Source organism: Roseburia sp. 831b (genome assembly GCF_001940165.2).
In the GTDB taxonomy this organism is placed as follows: Bacteria; Bacillota; Clostridia; order Lachnospirales; family Lachnospiraceae; genus Roseburia.
This window is the reverse complement of the sequence record NZ_CP135162.1, coordinates 1,370,295-1,391,918: the sequence shown is the minus strand read 5'-3', so window position 1 is coordinate 1,391,918 and position 21,624 is coordinate 1,370,295. Positions and strand designations below refer to the sequence as shown.

General features: G+C 33.5%; 12 protein-coding genes. All 12 read left to right on the top strand.

What is annotated here, in order from left to right:
- Positions 1-3: 3 nt before the first annotated feature.
- The 12 genes from BIV16_RS06440 (at position 4) to BIV16_RS06385 (ending at position 21,614) form a co-directional block, all read left to right on the top strand.
- Positions 4-840 carry a DUF4007 family protein gene (locus tag BIV16_RS06440; RefSeq protein WP_075678611.1) on the top strand — a complete coding sequence of 279 codons (837 nt, stop codon included), beginning with the start codon at positions 4-6 and terminating at the stop codon, positions 838-840.
- Positions 841-848: 8 nt separating this feature from the next.
- A complete protein-coding gene (locus BIV16_RS06435; RefSeq protein ID WP_075678612.1) occupies positions 849-4,433 on the top strand; it encodes a hypothetical protein in 3,585 nt (1,194 codons plus the stop codon).
- 11 nt (positions 4,434-4,444) lie between these two features.
- The gene (locus BIV16_RS06430; RefSeq protein WP_075678613.1) at positions 4,445-5,581 is read left to right on the top strand and encodes an aminotransferase class V-fold PLP-dependent enzyme; all 1,137 of its coding nucleotides are present in this window, start codon (positions 4,445-4,447) and stop codon (positions 5,579-5,581) included.
- A gap of 31 nt (positions 5,582-5,612) precedes the next feature.
- Positions 5,613-7,298, top strand: coding sequence for a hypothetical protein (locus BIV16_RS06425; protein ID WP_075678614.1), 1,686 nt, complete (start codon positions 5,613-5,615; stop codon positions 7,296-7,298).
- 11 nt (positions 7,299-7,309) lie between these two features.
- A complete protein-coding gene (locus BIV16_RS06420; protein WP_075678615.1) occupies positions 7,310-8,827 on the top strand; it encodes a hypothetical protein in 1,518 nt (505 codons plus the stop codon).
- Between the two features lie 2 nt (positions 8,828-8,829).
- Positions 8,830-14,130 carry an ATP-binding protein gene (locus tag BIV16_RS06415; protein WP_075678616.1) on the top strand — a complete coding sequence of 1,767 codons (5,301 nt, stop codon included), beginning with the start codon at positions 8,830-8,832 and terminating at the stop codon, positions 14,128-14,130.
- Between the two features lie 4 nt (positions 14,131-14,134).
- Positions 14,135-14,956 (top strand): hypothetical protein, encoded by an 822-nt coding sequence (locus BIV16_RS06410; RefSeq protein ID WP_075678617.1) that lies wholly within the window; start codon positions 14,135-14,137, stop codon positions 14,954-14,956.
- A gap of 15 nt (positions 14,957-14,971) precedes the next feature.
- Complete coding sequence (locus BIV16_RS06405; protein ID WP_075678618.1) at positions 14,972-19,219, top strand: hypothetical protein; 4,248 nt, start codon at positions 14,972-14,974, stop codon at positions 19,217-19,219.
- A 476-nt stretch (positions 19,220-19,695) separates the two neighbouring features.
- Complete coding sequence (locus tag BIV16_RS06400) at positions 19,696-20,487, top strand: Shedu anti-phage system protein SduA domain-containing protein (protein ID WP_075678620.1); 792 nt, start codon at positions 19,696-19,698, stop codon at positions 20,485-20,487.
- 31 nt (positions 20,488-20,518) lie between these two features.
- Positions 20,519-20,968: a YaiI/YqxD family protein gene (locus BIV16_RS06395; RefSeq protein ID WP_075678621.1), complete on the top strand. Its 450-nt coding sequence runs from the start codon at positions 20,519-20,521 to the stop codon at positions 20,966-20,968.
- A 10-nt stretch (positions 20,969-20,978) separates the two neighbouring features.
- Positions 20,979-21,197, top strand: a complete 219-nt coding sequence (locus tag BIV16_RS06390) for an aspartate dehydrogenase (protein WP_075678622.1) — start codon at positions 20,979-20,981, stop codon at positions 21,195-21,197.
- A gap of 3 nt (positions 21,198-21,200) precedes the next feature.
- Positions 21,201-21,614 carry a PAS domain-containing protein gene (locus BIV16_RS06385; RefSeq protein WP_075678623.1) on the top strand — a complete coding sequence of 138 codons (414 nt, stop codon included), beginning with the start codon at positions 21,201-21,203 and terminating at the stop codon, positions 21,612-21,614.
- Positions 21,615-21,624 lie beyond the last annotated feature (10 nt).

The following is a 21,624-nucleotide window of genomic DNA, read 5'->3' as shown; positions in this document are numbered from 1 at the left end:
GCTATGAAATTAAAAGGACATGAAAAATTTTCATTGCGAGAAGGATGGATAACGAAAGGAATTAGAGGTGTACAGAATAATCCTAAGGTTTTTACTGGAAACGAAGGACCAGATATTTTAGGTGTTGGTAGTAATATGGTTAAGTCAATTCGCTATTGGATGCAAAGTTTTGGGTTAATCGAAGAAAATCCCAAAGAAGGTGCAAAACTGTCTGACATAGGGAAACTTATCTGCCGTTATGACTTATATTTGGAAGACTATTTCTCACTATGGATTATGCACTCGCAGATTGCTAAGAATGATGATAGAGCAACTGCTTGGTATTTGTTTTTCAACAAGTGTGCAGCAGAAGAGTTCGTCAAGGAAGAATTATTTGATGTGCTAAAGAAGGAATTAATTGTGTATGCGGGAACTGATTCTTTCCCTGATGGTTCACTAAAAGATGATATCGATGTATTGCTTAATATGTATAGCAAAAATAATGCTGATGACGATCCTGAAGACAAGAATCGGTCTCCTCTAGCAACACTTGGTCTGATAAAGAAAGAAAAGGATATGTATTATAAACAGCAGCCAGACATGAGAAAATTTAGTGATAAAGTTGTTCTTTATGAATTGTCAATTTTGCTTTATGGACATGACTCTATAAGTATTGACACGATATATGATGTTACACGAAAGTTGTATCATTTGAGCAGGGTTACACTAAATAGCATTTTAGATAAGCTCGATAATATGAATTATATTAAGGTTGATAGAACTGCTGGGTTGGATGTAATCTATCCGGTTAACATCGGATTACCTAGTGAAGTTTTGGAAGAATATTATAACAATAGGTAGGTGCTATCATGGCAAATTTAAGAGACTATATCAGTTTTAATAGTGATTTTAGGGATTCGGTTAATCTCTATTTGGATTTGAATAAAACTGAAAAGATAAAAAGCTATATTCCAACAAAATCATCTGTAGATATTATGAAGCAGTATATGAATGCAGTGTTGGAAAATAATAATCAATCTACATTATTGATTGGTCCGTATGGTAAGGGGAAATCACATTTATTACTTTTATTATTAGCAGTATTATCACTTGAGAGAACAGAGAAAAATTCAGAGTTAATTGGTGAATTGTCCAATAGAGTGTCTGTGATAAGTGAAGAGGCAGGAGAAGACATTAATCGCATTTGGAATAATAAAGGAAGATTTTTACCTGTACTTATTATGAGTACGCAGGGAGATTTAAACCAAGCATTTATGGTTGGTTTAAATGAAGCACTAAAAAGAGAAGGATTATCTGACCTAACGCCAGAGACATACTATACATTTGCTTTGGAAATTATTTATAAATGGAAAGCAGAATATCCAGAAACTTATCAAAAATATATAGCTTTACTTGCTGATAAGAGAATATCAGAAAGAGCGATGGAAACTGGATTAAACAATTGTGAGATTGATTATTTAGAAGTGTTTAAGAAAATATATCCTGAGTTGACATCTGGAAGTATTTTTAATCCATTGGTTAATTCAGAGATGTTGCCAATGTATAAGAATATTGCTGATAAGTTAGTAGAAGACTATGGATATTCCGGTATATATATTGTGTTTGATGAATTTAGTAAATACATTGAAGGACAGGACAAGCAAGCGGCGGGAAGTAATATGAAATTATTACAGGACATATGTGAGCTGGCAAATAGTTCTAAACAATCGCAAGTTTTCATTACGATGGTTGCACATAAAGGAATTAAGGAATATGGCAAATATTTATCTGCTGAGACGATTAATTCTTTTACTGGGATCGAGGGAAGAATAAGGGAAATTCTGTTTGTTACTTCGTCTAAGAATAATTATGAGTTGATTCAGAATGCCATATATAAAAAGGATGGATACGAACAAGAAAATAATATAAAAAAGTGCATTTCTGATGAAAAAGCAGATGAGTACTATAGTTTAGTGGCATTTTCATCTACATTTACGCGGGAAGATTTTGAAGAAATTGTGCTTAAAGGATGTTACCCATTGAGTCCAACAAGTGCATATTTATTGCTTAATGTGAGTGAAAAAGTAGCACAAAATGAAAGAACACTGTTTACCTTTATCTCAAAAGAGGAACAGTATAGTATGGCTAAGTATGTAAGTACATTTTCTAATGTACCTGGTAGACCCTGGATTATTGGTGCGGATTTAATTTATGACTATTTTAAAGGGCTATTTAAAAAGGATGTTAATAATGAGTATGTTCATAATGAATGGTTGAATGCAGAATACGCTTTGAGTAGGACTACTGTGCATGATCAGATTAAGATGATTAAGACGCTTGCAATTATCAATATTGTGAACAAACCGGATGAAATGCCGGCAGATAGGATGTGTTTGCGTTTGGCTGCTAATGTTACAGATCCAGACGAGACAATCAGACAATTGATTGAAAAAGATCTCATTTATAAAAAAGGTGCAAATAATTGCTATGTATTTAAAACTAGAGCGACTTCTGAACTCAAGACGGAGATAAAAAAGAGGAAAGCCATTAGGGCGGGGCGAGTAAATATTAATAATGTATTGTTACAGATATCAGAAGAAAGATATATTTTGCCTCGAAGATATAACGATAATTTTACAATGACTAGATATTTTAGGTATGAATATATGTCTGTACAAGATTTCTTAAGCATTTCAGATTTAAAAGTATTACTTAATAATTGTGTGTTTTGTGATGGAAAGGTACTTGCTCTATATTCAGAAGATAAGGACAACCATTCTTCAGAAATTGAAGAGAAACTTAAGGTCGCTGATTGTCCGAAGCTGATTGTTTTATACAATTATGGAAGCCTAGATATTATAAATCAGATCCAAGAGTATGATATTTTGCAAGAGATTAAGGCGGATATGTCTTTTTTTGCAATAGAAGAAAATAAGGTTCTTGAAAAAGAGATTCCAATAATAGAGGAAGATTTAGCAGGTGAAATAGGTGCGTATCTTGAGTTAACGTATGGTGATGAAAGTGGTAAAAAGGTGTTCTATATTGATAATGGAAGATTGAGAACATCTAACAAAAAGAAATTAGCGGATATAGTAGACTTAGTGTGTGGGCAGATTTATAGTGCTACAATCTCTATCAATAATGAATTAATCAATAAAGAAAATGTTACTTCTTCACCAATTAAAAAAGCAAGAAAAGCAATTATGGAAACATTGTTGAATGAAGAACAAACTGATGTATATATGTCAGGAACAAGTGCGGAATCAACAATTTATAGAGCAGTTTTTGTAGGAACTGGCATTAGAAATAAAGAGTATAAAAACAATGTAGAAAATGTCATGTCATTGATCAATGATTTCATTATAGATGCATGTGATACTAAGAAATCTGTCAGTGAAATCATAAATAAGTTGGTTCAAGCTCCAATTGGTATGAGAAAAGGAGTTATTCCTTTATACCTTGCATACGCCATAAGTCAAAGAAATGAAGATGTTGTCATTTACTTTGGCAAAAAGGAGCAACAGTTATCTGCAGAAATAATTCTTAATATGTGCGATGAACCGGACGATTATTTTTTGTTTGTTTCATCAGAAGATGTTAAAAAGGAAAAATACATTTCGGAATTGTCAGCATTATTTGATGCAAAAGAAACTATTGGTAAAACTGAGTCAAGACTTAATAATGTATTAAAAGGTATGCAGCGTTGGTTTAGGGCTTTGCCCCAAGTTACCAAGAATATTAGAAAGGGGAGTGAATATTGGGAAAATGACATAATAGCAAAGGCATTTCCTAAAATAAAAACACTACTGCAAAATGTCGAAGCTAATCCATACGAGGTATTATTTATTGATATTCCAAAAGTATTTGAGAATAAAGAATATGAGGAAATATTGGTATTAATTAAAGAGTTAAAAGTGAAGGCTAATGCTTACTTGCAATGGATTACACAAAAAGCTATCTCGGAGACGATTGAAGTATTTGATAAAAAATCAAAGCAAGATTTACATCATACTCTTTTAGATTGGTACGAGCGACAGAGCGATATGGCAAAGCATGGATTACATTCTACTCAAGTAACAGGTCTTATGACATGTATTGCCGAGAATAGTTCATATGACGATATGGAAATTGTTAAAAAGGTAGTGAGAGCAGTAACTGAAATTCATCTCGATACATGGAATGAAAATTCGTTAGAGAGCTATATTGATGAGCTTAAACATGTCAAAGAAGAAATCGAAAATATGGATAAATCTATAGTAAGTAGTGATAAAAATGAACTATCATTTATCGGCAAAAATGGTGAAAAAATTGTACGATATTATGAATGTGTAGATGAAGGAACGGGTACGATACTTAGAAATATTTTATCAGATACACTGGAAGATTTTGCTGATTTATCTGTGAACGACAAAATTGCTATATTGTTGGAAATGATAGAAAAAGAATTGGGCTAGGAGGCGAATATATGATTTACTTGGACAATGCTGCTACAACATATCCAAAATCAGAAAATGTATATAGAGCATTAGACGAGGCAAATCGTGAAAATGCTTTTAATTCTGGTAGAGGATCATATAAAGCAGCACGTGAAGCGACAGCTATAATAGATGATGCAAAAAATAAGTTAAGAAAATTGGCAAATGCTAGTGATAATTCGGATGTGATATTGACACCATCTATAACTGTTGCAATGAATCAAATCTTGCAAGGACTGGATTTCCATAGAGGTGATATAGTCTATATGTCACCATATGAGCACAATGCGGTGGCAAGGGTTTTACATCTGCTTGAAAAAAGAATTGGGATTATTGTAAAAGAATTGCCATTGTTACCGGATACTTTAGAAATAGATTTAGAAACAACGAAGTATTTATTTGCAAAAGATAAACCAATATGTGTGTGCTGTACACATGTTAGTAATGTTACTGGATATATTTTACCAATCAAAGAAATATTTGAGAGTGCAAAGAGATATAATTCATATACTGTCTTAGATACAGCACAGTCTTTTGGGTTGATTGAAATTGAGAAAGATTGGAAAATAGATTTCCTAGCATTCGCAGGGCACAAGACCTTATATGGACCATTAGGTGTAGGTGGATTTATTAATTATCATAACCATATGCTGCAGGAAGTGATAGTTGGAGGAACTGGAAGTGATTCGCTTAATCTAGACATGCCTATTATAGGAACTAGCAGATATGAGGCATCTAGTGCCAATGTAGTTGCAGTTAAGGGATTGAGTGTTGCTTTGGAAGAAGCATTGCTGAAAGAATCATATGAAACAGAAAAAGAACTTTTAAAATATTTGGTTGATAAATTGCAAGAAATAGATAACATCAGGATGTTTTTACCACCTGAAGACAAGCATATTGGAATGGTATCATTCGTGGTAGAAGGATACAAATCGGAAGATGTTGGCATGATATTGGATGAAGACTATGATATCGCAGTTAGGACAGGATATCATTGTGCACCAAATATTCATAAATGGTTAAAAGATGAGGAATATTTAGGAACAGTCAGGGTTGGACTTAGTAAGTTTAATAGCAGAAAGGATATTGACTTATTATGTGATGCGCTTGAAATGTTGTGTAGCTGATAATAGAAATACTTTACAAAGGAGATTTAGTATGTATAACGAAGAGTATATTTCATATATTAATTCATTACATAATTACAATGCACAAAATCCCAACTCTTACGGTGAAAAGAATGTGCATAATCAATTCTTTAAGGATGTAATGGTTGAGGTTGGGTTGAGCAAATTCATTTTGAATAGTTTACAAAGTGAAGAACCTCATGTAATTGTGTTAACTGGTCATGCAGGTGATGGAAAAACAAGTATTATGTATCAGGTATTGTCTGAATTAGGAATAGCATTCGAGCCAGATGTAAAAATATGTGATTATGCATTGCCTAGCGGAAGATTATGCCGGTGTATAAAAGACTTTAGCGAAATATCTGATGAAGAGAAAGTAAGTGTGCTTTCAGAAGCTATGAAAATGCCAATGAATGGTAATTATGTCTTTATGGTAGCAAATACTGGACCATTAATAAATACATTTGGTAATTTGTTTGACGAAGGGGATGAAAGAGAAAGAGCGAAAATTGAATTAATAGATTCTATGGATAGTAATACGGGTAGTATTACAGAAATTAATGATTATAAAATCTGCGTGATAAATGTAGCAACGGTAGATAATACATATTTTGCTAATCAATTTGTTGATAAATTAATTCAAGATAAACTCTGGGAAAAATGTGACGGATGTCCCAAAAAGGAATACTGTCATATTAATGCTAATAGAGAGATAATCAAAGCGAATAGGCAGCGGGTAAATGAATTCCTTAATATGCATTATATATGGCTTACTGAGCATGGAAAGAGACTTACAATCCGTAGCATGACAGAGCAATTAGCATATATGATTACAGGCGGATTTAACTGTGATGAGGTATCAATGGTTGAAAAGTATAAATATTTGTTTTCAAATCTATTTTTTGGCTATGTAGGCACTGTGGTAAACACTAAAGCGTTTACTATTGTAGCAGTAAAAGAGGCAAATAATTGTGGATATGATAGTAAAAGACTGCGTTCTGACGAAAGGATACTAGTAAATCGCGAATATGACAAGGTATTTGGAAAACAAATGTCTCAAATAATAACAGATGCAGAGCAAAAAAATGCGTATATTTCTGGATGGACTGAGTTTTTAAGAAGAGCGTATTTGTTTACTAATATTGAAACTGATGAAATGGTGTTAGCACATAATTATGAAGATATTTTTTCTAAGCAATATAGGAGATATTTGCAGTTGAGAAATGGTGAGTCGTCACCATCAAGAGCGGACGCTAATTTGGTGTGTGATGCATTATCAATGATTTATGTTGGAACAACTAGCAATGATTCGATGATTCCTCTTACTTTAAGCAGAGAAGCAGGAATAGCTCAGAATGTTCAGTTGATTACGGGTACTTTGATGACCAAAAGTATTAAAATTGTTCTTAGACCTACAAAAGACAGTTTATTTAATAGCGATAAAAAAAGATATTCGCTGAAGTTAGAGGTAAATAAAGAAGAATTAGAGAGTGAAATCACATTGCCTTTACTAAATTACTTTGAGGAATTAAAGAATGGAATTATTTCAACGAATGTGGATCCACAACTATCTCATGGTATAGAAAGTTTAAAGGCAGAACTGTCAGAATTAAATGATGATTCTGATGAAACATTTGAAATGATAATATTGAGAAATAGTGGCGTAAAGGCAGTTAGTTTGGAAATTGCTGATGATGGCATAATCAGAGAGTTGTAGGAGGCGATGATATGAGTACATTTCCTAAAGGTATGGATAGTGATTACGACAGAATTGAGAAGGGAAAGATTATTTCCTCATTGCTCTTTGGTAATCGTTTTAAATCAGATCAAACATTATATGAGTATATGATAGAGTTCCTTTTGGTCTTTTCTTCTGCGAAGGATGCCAATCTAAAAGATGGAAAAATGTCATTTCATGATATGACTATTGAGAAAAAACTTAGCTATTGGGTTGAACCAAGAATGGCATTGAGACGTTTTATTTTTTATGATAAGGCTCGAAAAAAAGGAACGATCAAAGCGGATGAACAGGCATATCAGGAAATGATAAAAATAATAAAATCAAAGATGGAAGGTATGTCTGATGATGAAAAAAATGAATACATTGAAAGTATACAGGACTTATTTCATGGATATGCAGTTGTTATTAAAAATAGATTCTGGGGAGCACAGGAATTACTGCCAATTTGTCCAGAATTTATGATGTGTGGATGTGATCCTAGTGAAAGGAAAAGAAAGGCTTCTGTAAAATGGGATGAAGATCCAATTACTGTTGATACAAAGTTTAGTTTTGACAGAAGAAACTTTTTGGCTCGTGGGGGTGAAGTATACTATTTGCATATCCTTCAGGGATTAGAAGGAAAAGATGATAAAAAGAAAATCCTAGAATATTTGCTTAATGATTTAGTGAAAGTTCAATGTGAAAAGATTTCTAATATGGCTGGTTTTATACAAGAATCTTGGGAAAGCGAAATGGGTTTTGATAAGGAAGATTTAGTTCAACAGCTTAATCTATCATTCATTCCGGAAGATGCGTATAAAGAGTGTGAAGAGTATAGTGTTGATGAATTAATTAATTATTTGTCATGTAAAATGCATCCGATTAACAGAATGGAAATTCTTGCGAAAGGGATTATGTTCCAGATAATGCGTATGATGTCATGGAGAGTGTCGGCTTATCTGGGTAATAATAAAAGAAAATGGATAGTTGACATGAAGGGGGCATCAAAAGATTCTGTTAAAAAAATTGCGGCTGAATCTTATAGTGCATTAGAAGCTGATTTTATGACTGCACTTAATATGATTGCTAGAGGGTTGGACATTCCCGAAGATGATATGATGACATATGTGCAAAAAGCCAAACAGGATTCATTAGATATTTTTAGGGCAAAGGGAAAAGAAATGCAGTGCATTATTCCAAATAAGGGTGCCTTTGAAAGGTTTAGTTTATCGGAGGATGTAATAAGATTTCTTGTTTTAGCATTAATAGCACCGGGAGAAAAGATGACCTTAAATATGTTTTTGGAAAAACTATATAAACATTATGGTATCGTAATTGGCCCAAACGAATATCGCAAATCGCTTGAAAATGATGCAACGATAGATACAGCTTTAGCTAGTTGTTTTGCTGAAAATGAAGTGGCATTTCAGAATTTTTTGAAAGAAACGGGATTCCTTAAAGAGTTGTCTGATGCAACATCAATTGTCAGTAACCCTTATACAAATATATTGAAGGAGGCAGAATAGACATGAAATATATTGTTGATAGTATAGTGCAGCTTATTGTGGCAAATGCTCCTGCAAAAGATGGCGAAATGATGATTAGAATCGATAACTTTGAAGATATAAAAATTTACGAAAATGTTTCAAGAGAAGCCTCTGATTTGTTAAAAAATATGGGACTATCTGTGAAAATTAAGTTGGCAAAGAATAAATGGAGACATTTTAAGAATAATACAGAGAATTCAGTCTACATTCAGAAGATGGAACAAAATGATTGGATTGCTGATGAGGAAAGTATTACTCATTATAGAAATTCACACGATACAAATGTCCTTATTCTTTTAGGAACAGAAGATGAAGAAGATAAAGGAGGTTTGTTGAATTGTTATACTATTACGCCGGATATTTTGGTGAGCGAATTATCAGGTGATTATTTTGCAGTATTTGCTGGCACAATTGATTTAGGTAAGACAGAGATTGATGCGGTCAATAAGTTATATAAAGATTTGTTTGATTTTGTGGCAGTAGATATTTGTAAGTTGAGCAATCTTTTTGATACGTGGGTAAACAAGATTTCAACAGTTGATGACTTTATTGAACTATTTTACTCTACACTTCCTTTATGGGGACTTCCTTTTAAAAAGATGGATTTGCCAAATCTTAAAGCGTTAAGGTCTAAGAGTAATATTTTGAGAGTGGAGCAGAACTTTATTAGTCGTCAGATGTTTAAGAAGTTGTCTAAGACACAATATAATAAGTACAAAAAGCAAATTGAGACATACGAACAAGAGGGTCATGAGTATTCTTCTGCATGGAGTGGGTGGCCTATGCAGGGAATTAAATCATATGATGAATTGGCGACAGTTATTTTAGGCTATATTAGAGGTGAGAGGGTTGAAGAATATCGCGAAAAATTAGTACAAACAGATTTTAGTATCATTGAATCTATATTAGATATCAAAATTACTAAAGAGAAAAAAGAAAAAATTACTATTCCTATTGTTGCAGGTGATCCTTTAGAGGCTTTTTCATCAGCGTTGCTTCAAGTTTTATGTTCAATTAAGGAATTGAAATTAGCTGTAGCTTCTATCGAATTTGATATTAGTCAAGCTGAAGTTGTAAGTATGTATTCTGATATTGAGAATGAGGAAGAAAAACAACAGTTGCAGAATACATGGCTTACTATTTGCAGGCATACTAATGGGGTATTTGATTACCTAAACAGAAATATGTGGTATGTAAATGATGAGGAAGTAGATATTACCTGTACTCCGTCAAATATATTTTCACCAAATAGCACATTTGTAAATATTGATAGTGGTTATGTAAAAGCAGCTAGTGCAAGTAAAACAATTAGCAAAATTGATTTTTCAATTAAATGTAGAGATGAGGATGGTGAAATAGTAAAAATTGGAAATAAAAAAATGATTCAGCCATTTCAGTGGAGATTTAGTAGTACAGATGCTTGGCTTCACAATTTTTCGGATATCTGCATGCTTAGTGAGTTTAACAACTCAGAGAATATTTTTATCCCGGTGGCTACAATTAAGAAAATAACATCTTTATTATTTGCTAAGAGTGAAGAAGAGTTTTTTGATTTGTATGACGAGAGTGATATTAGATTTGATTTTGATTTGGCAAAATATGTGGATGAGAATACGTCAGAGGATACAAAGCTTATATCTGCAAAATTTGATAAATTGGGGAAATGTTTTGTAAAGTTTATATATGCTGTTGCAAATGATGGTTTCTATTCATGTATTTGTAAAGAACAATCTGAATTAGTAACGCTTGTAGATGAATATACAAAGCTCGGAAATGAATTGGCAAGGAAGAGTTTGCCTGAAAATCAGAAATGGATATTGGATGCATATATACATGCGTTTAATATCGAAGAAACAACAAAGGTTTTATCCGATGATACCTGTTTTAGATGTTGTGTAGTTCCAGCATGGCATCCGGCAGCTTTGGAAAAATTGAATGACCAAAAGATTTTCTTTTTAGATGGATGTGCAGAATGGTGGGAAGAAAAGAGTCATGCTGATAAGATAAAGAGAAAAGAAATTGATGATACTATTGATAATCTTATGCAAATGAGTATGATTCAGAGTTCATTAGATATATTCCCTTCATATGGACAAACATATTTTGGTGCAGTTAATTCTTTTGGAACATTTTCGGTATATGGAAGAAGTGATATTGAAAATAACAGTAGACTGAAGGATATGATTCATAAAGATGCAATTTATGATGATGATTTTGATGGTAAAGATAATGTTAGGATGAATGACAATGCTAAAATGATATATGGAGTTTTGGCTGATTATACTAAAGCCTTTCCTAATTCATACAGGAATTTAAGCATTGTATTTATTGATCCTTCAGAGTTGCAGCCAATAATTGCATCAATTTATAAATATATAGAAATTGAAAAGAAGAAACATTCAGATGATAAAATTAATATTAACATCAAAATTTTGGTTAAACCAGAAAATAAAGGAGGTAGAAATTATCTTGCATATTGGATGGATGAGTGTTTTTCACAAGACGCAAATGTAAGTATTAAGACGTATTTGAATGAATGGAGAACAAAGGCAGATATTGAGAAGTTACTTAATGGAAATAACGATATTGTATTTGTTATGGATTTGCTAAAAGTTAATAATCTGCAGTTTGTAAATGAAAGTGGAGCAGTGCGTTTAGATCTTAGTCAATGTAGATTTCCAATTGTGTTTAAACCATCTCCGGTTTCTGATACCTCAAGCAATATTAAGAGAAGAATAGAACTATCACAGCCACAGTTTGGGAGTGCATATGCACATACTCAGGTTGTTAGATATAGAAATAATTCAGAAACTATACCGAATGGAAATTATATTGCGGTTAAAGAAGTTTGCATTGATAACGAGGCGCAGGGAATTGTTCATGCACTCCATGAAAAAGCATATTGGGTTGTTTGTGTAGATAGTGGAATGGATGGGGCATTACTTAGAAATGATGAACAGCATCCTAATGAGTATTCAATTATCGGATTCAGTACAGGTAAAGGGGCATATGGACAATATAATTTAACGGTTACTGCAAGAAAAAGCATTTTGGATACTATTAAGAAAAAACTTGAGAGCAGATTATACCAACTGTTCCATTGGGAAAAAACCAAGATTGATAAGGCGGCTGAATTGTGTATAAAAGAAGCTGGTGGATTAGATGGAATTAGTTTATTATCGGCAATTAATCAGAAGGACCATAATATAAATGAGTTTATGGCGTATGTGTTAACATCATTAAGGGAAAAGGAAGAAGATTCTAATTGTGCTCTTAAGATTGTAATTCATTTGGATTCATATAAGCATTGGTTTAGTGGAGAAATTGAAAAGGATGATGACGAGTCACAGTCACGTCCGGATTTCTTGGTGCTTGAGGCAAATGTATCGGATGATGATAAACTGAAATTAACAGCAAAAGTTACAGAATGTAAAATGTCAAGTGTAATGAATGCTCCGCAACATAAGGAACATGCGATCGCTCAGGTTAAACATGGAATAAAGAGACTTTCCACAATTTTTGATCCTAATTCAAAGTCAATAAAGAGAAGATATTGGTATGCACAGTTATATCGTGCACTTGCTTTTGCACAGGTAACATTTAGCGATAATTCTACTGAATTTGCAAAGTTGTCCTCAAAGCTTCGTTCTGTATTAGATGGTAATTTCGATATTGAGTGGAGCGGTAGAGTTTTAGGATATTGGCTTGATATGGATGGGGATACAGATGTAATGATTGATACAGATGTATCAACTATTAAGCTTTATGATATTCCACAGAAGAGAATTCAGAATTTGCTATTAAATGAAACAGTTGATGATATGGAGTTTGTCGATATTAACGCAGGTGTATTAATTGATGCAGAGAATGAAGAACAGCAGATTGAGGAGCGTGAGAGGGAATTAAAGGAAGAACTTAAGCTCTTAAATTCTCACAAGAATAAGACCAGTGTTAATAATACTTCCTTTGATATTCATGATGTAGCGATGGCTGATCCGGATATGGAATCAAATACTACGACCCCACAGAAAGGAGCGGAGGATTCTATTGCAGTGTCAGTTAAAGAAAAAGACAATGATATTATGAATGTTGTGAGTGATGTTCAGGATACAAAAGAAAAATTGGTTGAAAATGATGAAATAGTGCAACAGAGACCAGAAGTTGATTTAGATGCTACTAGAGTTCTTATTGGAACAGATAAAATCTCTGAACAGGTATACTGGGAGTTTGGTCATAAGCAGTTGGCGAATAGACATCTTTTAATTACTGGTACATCAGGCCAAGGAAAAACATATAGTATTCAAACAATGCTATATGAATTATCAAAGAGTAATGTTTCATCTGTTATATTTGATTATACGGAGGGCTTTAGATTAGACCAATTAGAACCTGAATTTGTAAGTAAAATGGGAAATCATATTAATCAAAGAGTGGTTAAGTTTGAAAATGTTCCTATTAATCCGTTCAAGAGACAGTTTATTGAATTTGCTGGTCAGAAATTTCCTGAAAAGGATTCAGATATTGCAGCACGATTTGCAAATATTATGACACATGTATATAAATTTGGAGACCAGCAATCAGCAGCTATTTTTGATGCTGTAAGAATTGGCTTATCTAAATATAAAGATGGAATGAATATGCAACATTTCCAAGAGGAATTGGAATATGAGAAACAGGTAAATAAGGCGGCTCAGACTGTAATTTCAAAAATGCAACCATTTTTTTACAGTATTGAATTTGAAGATGATAATAGCTTTGATTGGGGAGATGTGTTATATCCTAAAGAATCAACTGCAACAATATTTCAGTTGACCGCAATTGATAGAGATATGCAGGTTATTATCACAGAATTGATGCTATGGGATTTATGGTATTACTCAACTAAAAATGGAAGTAAAGAAAAACCATTTGTGGTAGTACTTGATGAGGCACAAAACTTGTCTCACAAAGAAAAATCACCTAGTTGCAAGATTCTTACAGAAGGACGAAAGTTTGGATGGTCTGCATGGTATGCTACTCAATCATTGCAAGTCTTAGATGACGATGAAGTAACAAGACTGTTGCAGTCTGCATTTAAATTGTATTTTAAGCCAACAGATGCAGAGATTGTTAAGATGGCTAAGCAATTAGATCCAACAGACGGAAGTACATGGCTTAATGCTTTAAAAGGATTAAAGAAAGGTCAGTGCATTGTTGTGGGAGAACGTGTCAAAGGTGATGGCAAGTTCGGCTTAGTAAAACCTACAATTACTAGTGTTACTGCATTTAATGGAAGGAGTTAATATAATGGCAAGTCAAGGAAACATTAATTTTCATCAGACTTTTAAGCCGGAGAGACAGTATATTGGCAGCATCTTAGATGTTGCCAGTATAGCTAAACCATTGGGTGTACAGGAAATATCAGCATATACAGGTATACCAAACGGGAAAAGTAGTGGAAAGGTAGAGCCACATATATATTATGCTAAATATATGGGATTGATTGATGCTGACAAGAAGGACGGGGCATATGTAATAAGTAGAACAGGACTTGGAAATGTAGTTTACTTGGAAGACCCAGGATTGCAGGAAGATTTAACCATTTTGCTTTGCCATGCAATGATGTTGAGAAATTGCAATGGGGCTGATATGTGGAATGCTGTGTTTACACAGATTCTTCCAAAGTATCGTGGCGAAATAAAAAAAGAATTGTTACTTAAAGAGTTAGAAAAAATATTTGATGGAAAAGCCAATAAAAAGAATTTTGCTCCTTTTATTGGTTCTTATGAGGAAATGTTTGCATCAACAAACATATTAAATATGGATGCAGAAAATGTATCGTTAAATGCCACTATGTATAACAAAGAATTCATTTTTCTTTATGCCTACATATTATTTGAACTATGGAATGAATTTTTTGCTAATCAGGAGGAAATATCCTCTGTTCAGTTAAGTACCCTTAATTTTGGTAAAATATTTGGATGGGATGAACAAAGGGAGTATGAGGTTTTAGAACATTTGTCTGATAAGGGAATTGTTAGATTAAATAGACAGTTGGTTCCATATACTATTTTGCGATTAACGGATAAGGATATGGTAATGGAGAAATTGTACTGTGAACTTTGTTAGTTAGGAGGTACCAATATGGAGTTAGGAAGCATTCTAGAATTCCGAAAAGACCTTTATTTTGAAGGTGCTGTACAAGCGGATTGGTTTTATGCACCAGACAGAGCCGCTAAAGTAGCTGAGAACTTTGTTTTTCATGGTAGTCAATACTTTGGAATTGAAGAACAGGGAGTTGGTAGTAAAAAAAGAATAGATACTATTAGCTTGGTCGAGGAACTTATTACAAAGCTAAATGATGAAAGATCGAATGCTTTGTCTCTTGCAATAGCTGATTATGGTACTGGTAAGTCTCATCTTGCTGTGACATTGGCACAGTTGTTTTCGGGCGCTGAATATATGCCAGACACCTATGAAAAAATATTAAACAATATTCAGGAAATTGATTCAGAGGCTGCACAGAGAATTCGCAGTATATCTAAGGGTAGAAATTTTGTTATGGTTGTCAATGGCATGAGAGATTTTAATTTACATGCGGAGATATTGAAAGCTGCACAAAAAAGCCTAAAATTATATGGCTTACCTGATGATAGTTTGAAAAAATTGAATAGAGCAATTGAGACTGCACAAATATTTTTTGAAAGAAATGCTACTAATTCATTGGCACTTTTTGAAAAAGCTGCACTGAAAAGGGGGTGGATTGCGTCCGGAGAAAAACTGCTTAATCAAATCAGAGAAAATCTGATGACAGATGATGATGCATTTGAAATCGTTAATGAAGTTTACACAGAGATTAATGGTCAGGAAATTCGATGGGATGAAGGTCTTTCCGCATCAAGTATTCTGGAAATGTTGGTTTCTGAGTACTGTGGTATGAATGGAATGTTTGACCATATTATCCTTTTGTTTGATGAGTTTGGAAGATATTTGGAGTATACTGCAGGCGTAAATGCTGCGAAATCTGGTGAATCTGGATTACAACAGATTTTTGAATTAACGCAGAAGACTCAAAATGTAGAGGGTTATTTACATGTTATAAATTTCATTCAGAGAGATATAAAAGCATATTTAGAGACCGTTGATCAAACTAAAAATATTAGCAGATATATTGGGCGTTTTGATCAATCGGAGAAGTATTATATATCTTCAAATCTTGAAACCGTATTTGCTAATTTGATTCAACGCAAGGATAAGTCAGCATTCAACGATATAGTTGTTACTTGGCAGAATTCGAAAGAAGCGGAATGGAATGATATTTTTAAATTACTGAATAAGTGGGTGGTTACTAAGGGAATATGGAAAGATTATAGATTGTTTAGAAAAGTGGTTGTAGAGGGAATCTATCCTATGCATCCGATATCAACATTCATGCTGACTAATCTTTCTGATTATCTGCAAAATCGGTCTTCTTTGACACTGATTAGCAATTATATAGAAGAATATAAAAATATTGACATAGATACTAATCCGGTACTTATTATGCCAGAACAATTGATTGCTGGTGATTTGTATACGGAGATGCTTTCGGCAGAGCAAGAAGGTAGACAGAAAACACAGCAATGTATTAAGTATGATAATGTTTTGAGAAAGTATGAAGACAAGCTTTCAGAAAATTCATTGAAAGTATTGCGAGCTAATTTAATTCTTCGTGTTTTACGTTTTAGAACGACTGATTATGATGATGTTATTTGTGCGTTATCCATTTGTTCCGGATTAACTCAGGAAGAAATAAAATCAGAGCTGAAATGGCTTGAAGATGAGTACGCAGTATTGGAATATGATGATCATGCTGCGGTATTTGATTTTGCAGAAGAATCTAATGGAGCACATGATTTTAAAATAATCAAGAAAAGGATGATGGCAAGTGCGAATATAGATAAATCCATTCTTTCATCCATAAAAATTCAGGAATTAGCTGGTATTCTTGAACCGCAGATGACGAATTTTGGAGTTCAACACAAGATAACGACAAGTGAATGGCAGTTTGTTCAGGAATTGTATCCTATAGAGGATTTTTCGTTATCAAAAGTAAATAATTATGTAAAAGAATGGGAACAAGCGGTAGGTTCGACGACCGCTAAGGGAAGGCTCATATGGTTGTATATTAATAAAGATACAAATCCAGATTTTGTCCAGAATGTTCATAAATTGATAACTGCATTTGAAGGAAAGCCAATAGTTGTTATGTTATTGAATGATGCAGATAATCGTATGTTTGATAGCCTGGTGGAATATTCAGTTCTTGATAATATGGATGATTCAATTAGAAAGAAATATGAACGACATTTTGAAGAAGATTTTTCCAGAGCAGAAAACAACCTTAAGGATGAGATAGATTCTTTAAAAAAACAGAGATGCCATTTTAACAATGGTGAGATAGAAACAGTGTCTTCCAGAATGCCTATGTTTCTTACCAGTGTATTTGAGAAAATATATCCGTATGCAGTTCCATTTTTCTTTGATGGATTTGTAACCAAGGGAAATAATATTGGAAATAAGGCAGCGGGATTTTATTGTTCGTTTTTAAAAATGCTTTTATCAAATTCTGTTAGTGAAGCCACCATACACAACTTTGTTGTTGAAATGAGAAATAGAGTAGAAGCATTGTTTTCAACTACCTCATTGACATCCTGGAAATGTATTAATGATAAATGCAAATTGATTCCGCCAGAGGAGAAGAATGCGAAGCGAGTATATGATTTGATTGTTGATGAAATTAACAATAAACAACAGCTGCCATGTAAAGAAATATATGACAAATTTTGCAAACCTCCATATGGTATGAGTGAAGATATAGTTACATTGATGATAGCAGTAGTTTGTTCTAATCTCAGTTATTGCTTGCGTGTTAAGTATCAGAACTTAAAAAATATAAATATATGGAAAGATGATGTTGTTACAAATAATGATAAAAAGGTCGATTTAAAGGTAGTTAAGGAATCTGTGATTGTATTTGTTGATGCAGGTGCTGTAACAGGAAAGTACATGAGATTCTTTGACAAGATAAAAAATAATACCAGTATTCAAGAAGTAAATCATTTATCTGCAAAACTAAAAGAAATGACAGAAGTTGATGAAGTGCCCGAAGAACTTGAACAGGCATATTTATTGGCACAAAAGACATTAGATTCCGGTAAAAAAGCCAGAAACGAATGGGATGCAGCCATTAGTGCTATTGATGAGAAATTTGAAGCGGCACAGGATAGTAATAATCCATATAATGCTTTAGTTGCATTAGAAATGTTGCGGGATTTACCAATTAATCGAATCTTTAATGATAATGGTTATGAATATGATGATGATTCGAAAGAATATGTAAATGGAAGCATTAAGGAAATATCAGATTTTGTGTCTGAGGTTATGGAATCCTACATAGCTAATATGTATTGTAAATCTGTTGAGGGAATCAATACATTCAGAAACCATAATACCAAGGTAGAAAATAAATTAAGAGATTTAGGTTTTTCGGCTTTTGCAGAAGCTGTTAGGATAAAGAAAGAAGCAGAGTTAGGTAATATTGAAGAAATTCGCTCTCGACAGGAATTACGTTCTGATTATGAAAAATATATCCAAGATAGTAAGATGGATAAGTTTACTTCATATGTAAGTATTTGTTCATTGCTAAAGGATGGTATCGAACTTCAAGAGAGGGTAACTAAATATCAGAGCACTTTAGGAAGAGATTCAGCAATAATTGTCAGCACGCTTGATAATAGAGTTACAGAGCTAACAAAAGCAAAAGAGAGAATAAATCAAGATATGACTGACATTTGGGATGATCTATATGAAGTCAAATGTTCAGAGGATGTCGAAGATTTGTTGGAACGTATCAATATAGTCCTTCAGAAGGGAATATCATCTGCTGATCAAGTTGATTTTGTGGAACTACAAGGAAATCTTGAAGAATTATTGGGCGATATTAATCAGGTAAAAGACTCTACTACATCTAGAAAGACATTTGAACAAGTTGCAAAACAAATGAAAGAAAAATATGAAGAGTCTGAGTTTGACTTCGAAGTACTTCCTATTATTGAGGAGGTGGTTGGAGAAATTCAAAAAGCTTTAGATGAGAAAGAAGAGAATTGGAAAAAGCAAAATCTTTCGTTGGGAGATAAGACTAGAGAGACTGTTCATAGGTGGAAAGAAAAAACACAGTTTTTGCCGGAGTATTTATCGGATGAAACTGTGAATGCTGTTGCAGAATTAAGCAAAGAAGCGGATGGAATTATCAGCGATGGAAAAATCGAGGACGTAATATTTTATTTTGAAAAGCTTAATTCTGATGAAAAACAGGAATGTTTAGAAAAATTAAAGACTATTGTAAAATAGTGTTATTAGGAGCAGGCTGTCTTTACGAGGCAGCTTGCTCTAAGACAAATAGTGAAATTATTAATGCAGAGAAAATATCAATGTTGGTTTGAATGGTGGTGTAAATTTGGGGCTGTTTGATATTGATGATGATAAATTGCAAGCTTTATATCATAGAGCATGGTTGGAGGAAAACTGTGGATTTGTTGACTTTAGGAAGTATCCGTATCTTGAACACGCTTTATACCAGTATGCAAGAATATATGATTGCACATTGGATGAGGCTTTAATCGTTGCAAAGACAGGGAAAAAACTATTTTAAGAATAAAATGATAAAAACTGTGAGACATAATATAAATTACTGGTGTACAACTGAAAGTAATTGTAGTCAATGTCGATTTGTTAGGTGGTGGAGAGACTGATAGTAGGATTCGTCAAGTAGCATATTTGGAATTGGTAGTTGTAACATTAGCACTTGAAGAAAGGAAAGAATGCGAATGAATTTGTATGAACGCGATTATACAACGATACTTTCAGAAGAAGAAAAAAACGCATTAATACAGGAAACGGAATATGCAAACCGACCTGGAATAAAAAATAATAGAGGTTTCCCACGTTTTTCACATCCAGATAAGAGTATTAGAGATTTTTTGTGGCACAAGAGATCAATGTTTCCAAATAATTATTTATATTTTGGAGAATATAGAGAGCTAGATTTTGAAGAAGAGGCTGCTATGTTTTCACGTGCACTTTCAAAATCCAGAAGCGAACAGGATTTTCAAAGATATATTAAGGAAAATAGGAAATGGTTTATACCGGGCTCGATTTTTCTGGATTACAATTTTGGGCATCATGATGCATATTTGTTTCCAGAGCAAAAGATTGGTACAGATTATATAGCAGATTATATGCTAATAGGGAAAAATTCAGACGGATATAGTATCGTATTAGTCGAATTTGAAGATGCGAATACAGATTTTATATTGAAATCGTCCAACTCAGAAGCAGAAAGTGTTAGAAAAGGAATCACACAAATAAGAGATTGGAAAAGGTGGATGGATGGTAATAAAGATTTCTTTATGAAAGATTGTGGTCTGCATAAATTTGGAATAGACATACCAACAAGTAGGATATATTACTATTTGGTAGTTAGCAGAAGAGAATACATGGATGAAAGAGCGACTGAGTTAAGAAGTCAAATAGCTTACGAAATGAATAATTTGAAAATAGTATCATTTGACCGATTAGTTGATAATACTTGCAGGCTCAGTGGGCATAATTCGTGGTAAGTATCCTGACAAAGGAGGGGAAGGTGGAAATATGCAGATTCTTGTAGATGCGGATGCCTGTCCGGTTGTTGGTATCGTGGAATATATAGCAGAAAAATATGGTATTTCCGTAACACTGCTTTGTGATACCAATCATGTTCTTTCTTCCGACTACAGTGAAGTGATTGTTGTAGGAGCCGGAGCAGATGCGGTAGATTACAAGTTAATCAACATTTGTCATAAGGGTGATATTGTCGTTTCACAAGATTATGGAGTGGCAGCTATGTCACTTGGTAAAGGTGCTTATGCAATTCATCAGTCTGGAAAATGGTATACCAATGAGAATATCGACCAAATGCTTATGGAAAGGCATTTAAGCAAGAAGGCAAGGCGAGGTTCTCATAAGAATCATATGAAAGGACCGAGGAAACGAACAGATGAGGATGACGAAAGATTTGCACAATCTTTTGAAAAGCTTGTATTGATAGCAATGAGAAGTTGAGGTGTTGCTAATGGGATTATTTAAGAAGAAAGTGGCAGTACAGCACTATGACAAGGAAAATAAGAAACCTGTTATTAAGTCAAGTATTTGCAATGGTGAACAGGTGGCAGGTTTTAAGGATATTCATACAGGTAAGATAGAAGAGGTTATGCTGATTAAAAATTCGGCTGATCTTGAGAAATTCAAGGTGATGTACGGAATAGAAGAAGAAATCGCAAAGGAATATTAAGCAATGGAAAAGAGTAAAGAGGCTAAAGTACATAAGAAAATAGAAGAATCCTATGTGAGTTTCTATAAGAGCATTGTGGATCAGGATCGAGCTGCGATTGTGATATGTAATTTGAAACACGAGATCATTTATATGAATCCAGCAGCAGTACAAAGCTATGAGAAACGGGGAGGAGATAAGCTGATAGGAAAAAGCTTGTTGGATTGCCATAATGCAGAATCAAATGAGAAGATACAGCGTGTGGTTGCCTGGTTTGCAGAAGATGAGAGCCACAATATCGTTTATACTTTTCACAATGAGAAACAGAATAAAGATGTTTATATGGTTGCACTCAGAGATAGCGGGAAACTGATAGGGTATTATGAAAAACATGAATACAGAGATGCAGAAATAATGCAATTATACGATTTATGGTAGAAGGTGATTG

Bases quoted from the DNA above. Each gene is read 5' to 3' on its own strand.
- BIV16_RS06440 (WP_075678611.1), top strand. From the start codon at position 4: ATGAAATTAAAAGGACATGAAAAATTTTCATTGCGAGAAGGATGGATA.
- BIV16_RS06435 (WP_075678612.1), top strand. From the start codon at position 849: ATGGCAAATTTAAGAGACTATATCAGTTTTAATAGTGATTTTAGGGAT.
- BIV16_RS06430 (WP_075678613.1), top strand. From the start codon at position 4,445: ATGATTTACTTGGACAATGCTGCTACAACATATCCAAAATCAGAAAAT.
- BIV16_RS06425 (WP_075678614.1), top strand. From the start codon at position 5,613: ATGTATAACGAAGAGTATATTTCATATATTAATTCATTACATAATTAC.
- BIV16_RS06420 (WP_075678615.1), top strand. From the start codon at position 7,310: ATGAGTACATTTCCTAAAGGTATGGATAGTGATTACGACAGAATTGAG.
- BIV16_RS06415 (WP_075678616.1), top strand. From the start codon at position 8,830: ATGAAATATATTGTTGATAGTATAGTGCAGCTTATTGTGGCAAATGCT.
- BIV16_RS06410 (WP_075678617.1), top strand. From the start codon at position 14,135: ATGGCAAGTCAAGGAAACATTAATTTTCATCAGACTTTTAAGCCGGAG.
- BIV16_RS06405 (WP_075678618.1), top strand. From the start codon at position 14,972: ATGGAGTTAGGAAGCATTCTAGAATTCCGAAAAGACCTTTATTTTGAA.
- BIV16_RS06400 (WP_075678620.1), top strand. From the start codon at position 19,696: ATGAATTTGTATGAACGCGATTATACAACGATACTTTCAGAAGAAGAA.
- BIV16_RS06395 (WP_075678621.1), top strand. From the start codon at position 20,519: ATGCAGATTCTTGTAGATGCGGATGCCTGTCCGGTTGTTGGTATCGTG.
- BIV16_RS06390 (WP_075678622.1), top strand. From the start codon at position 20,979: ATGGGATTATTTAAGAAGAAAGTGGCAGTACAGCACTATGACAAGGAA.
- BIV16_RS06385 (WP_075678623.1), top strand. From the start codon at position 21,201: ATGGAAAAGAGTAAAGAGGCTAAAGTACATAAGAAAATAGAAGAATCC.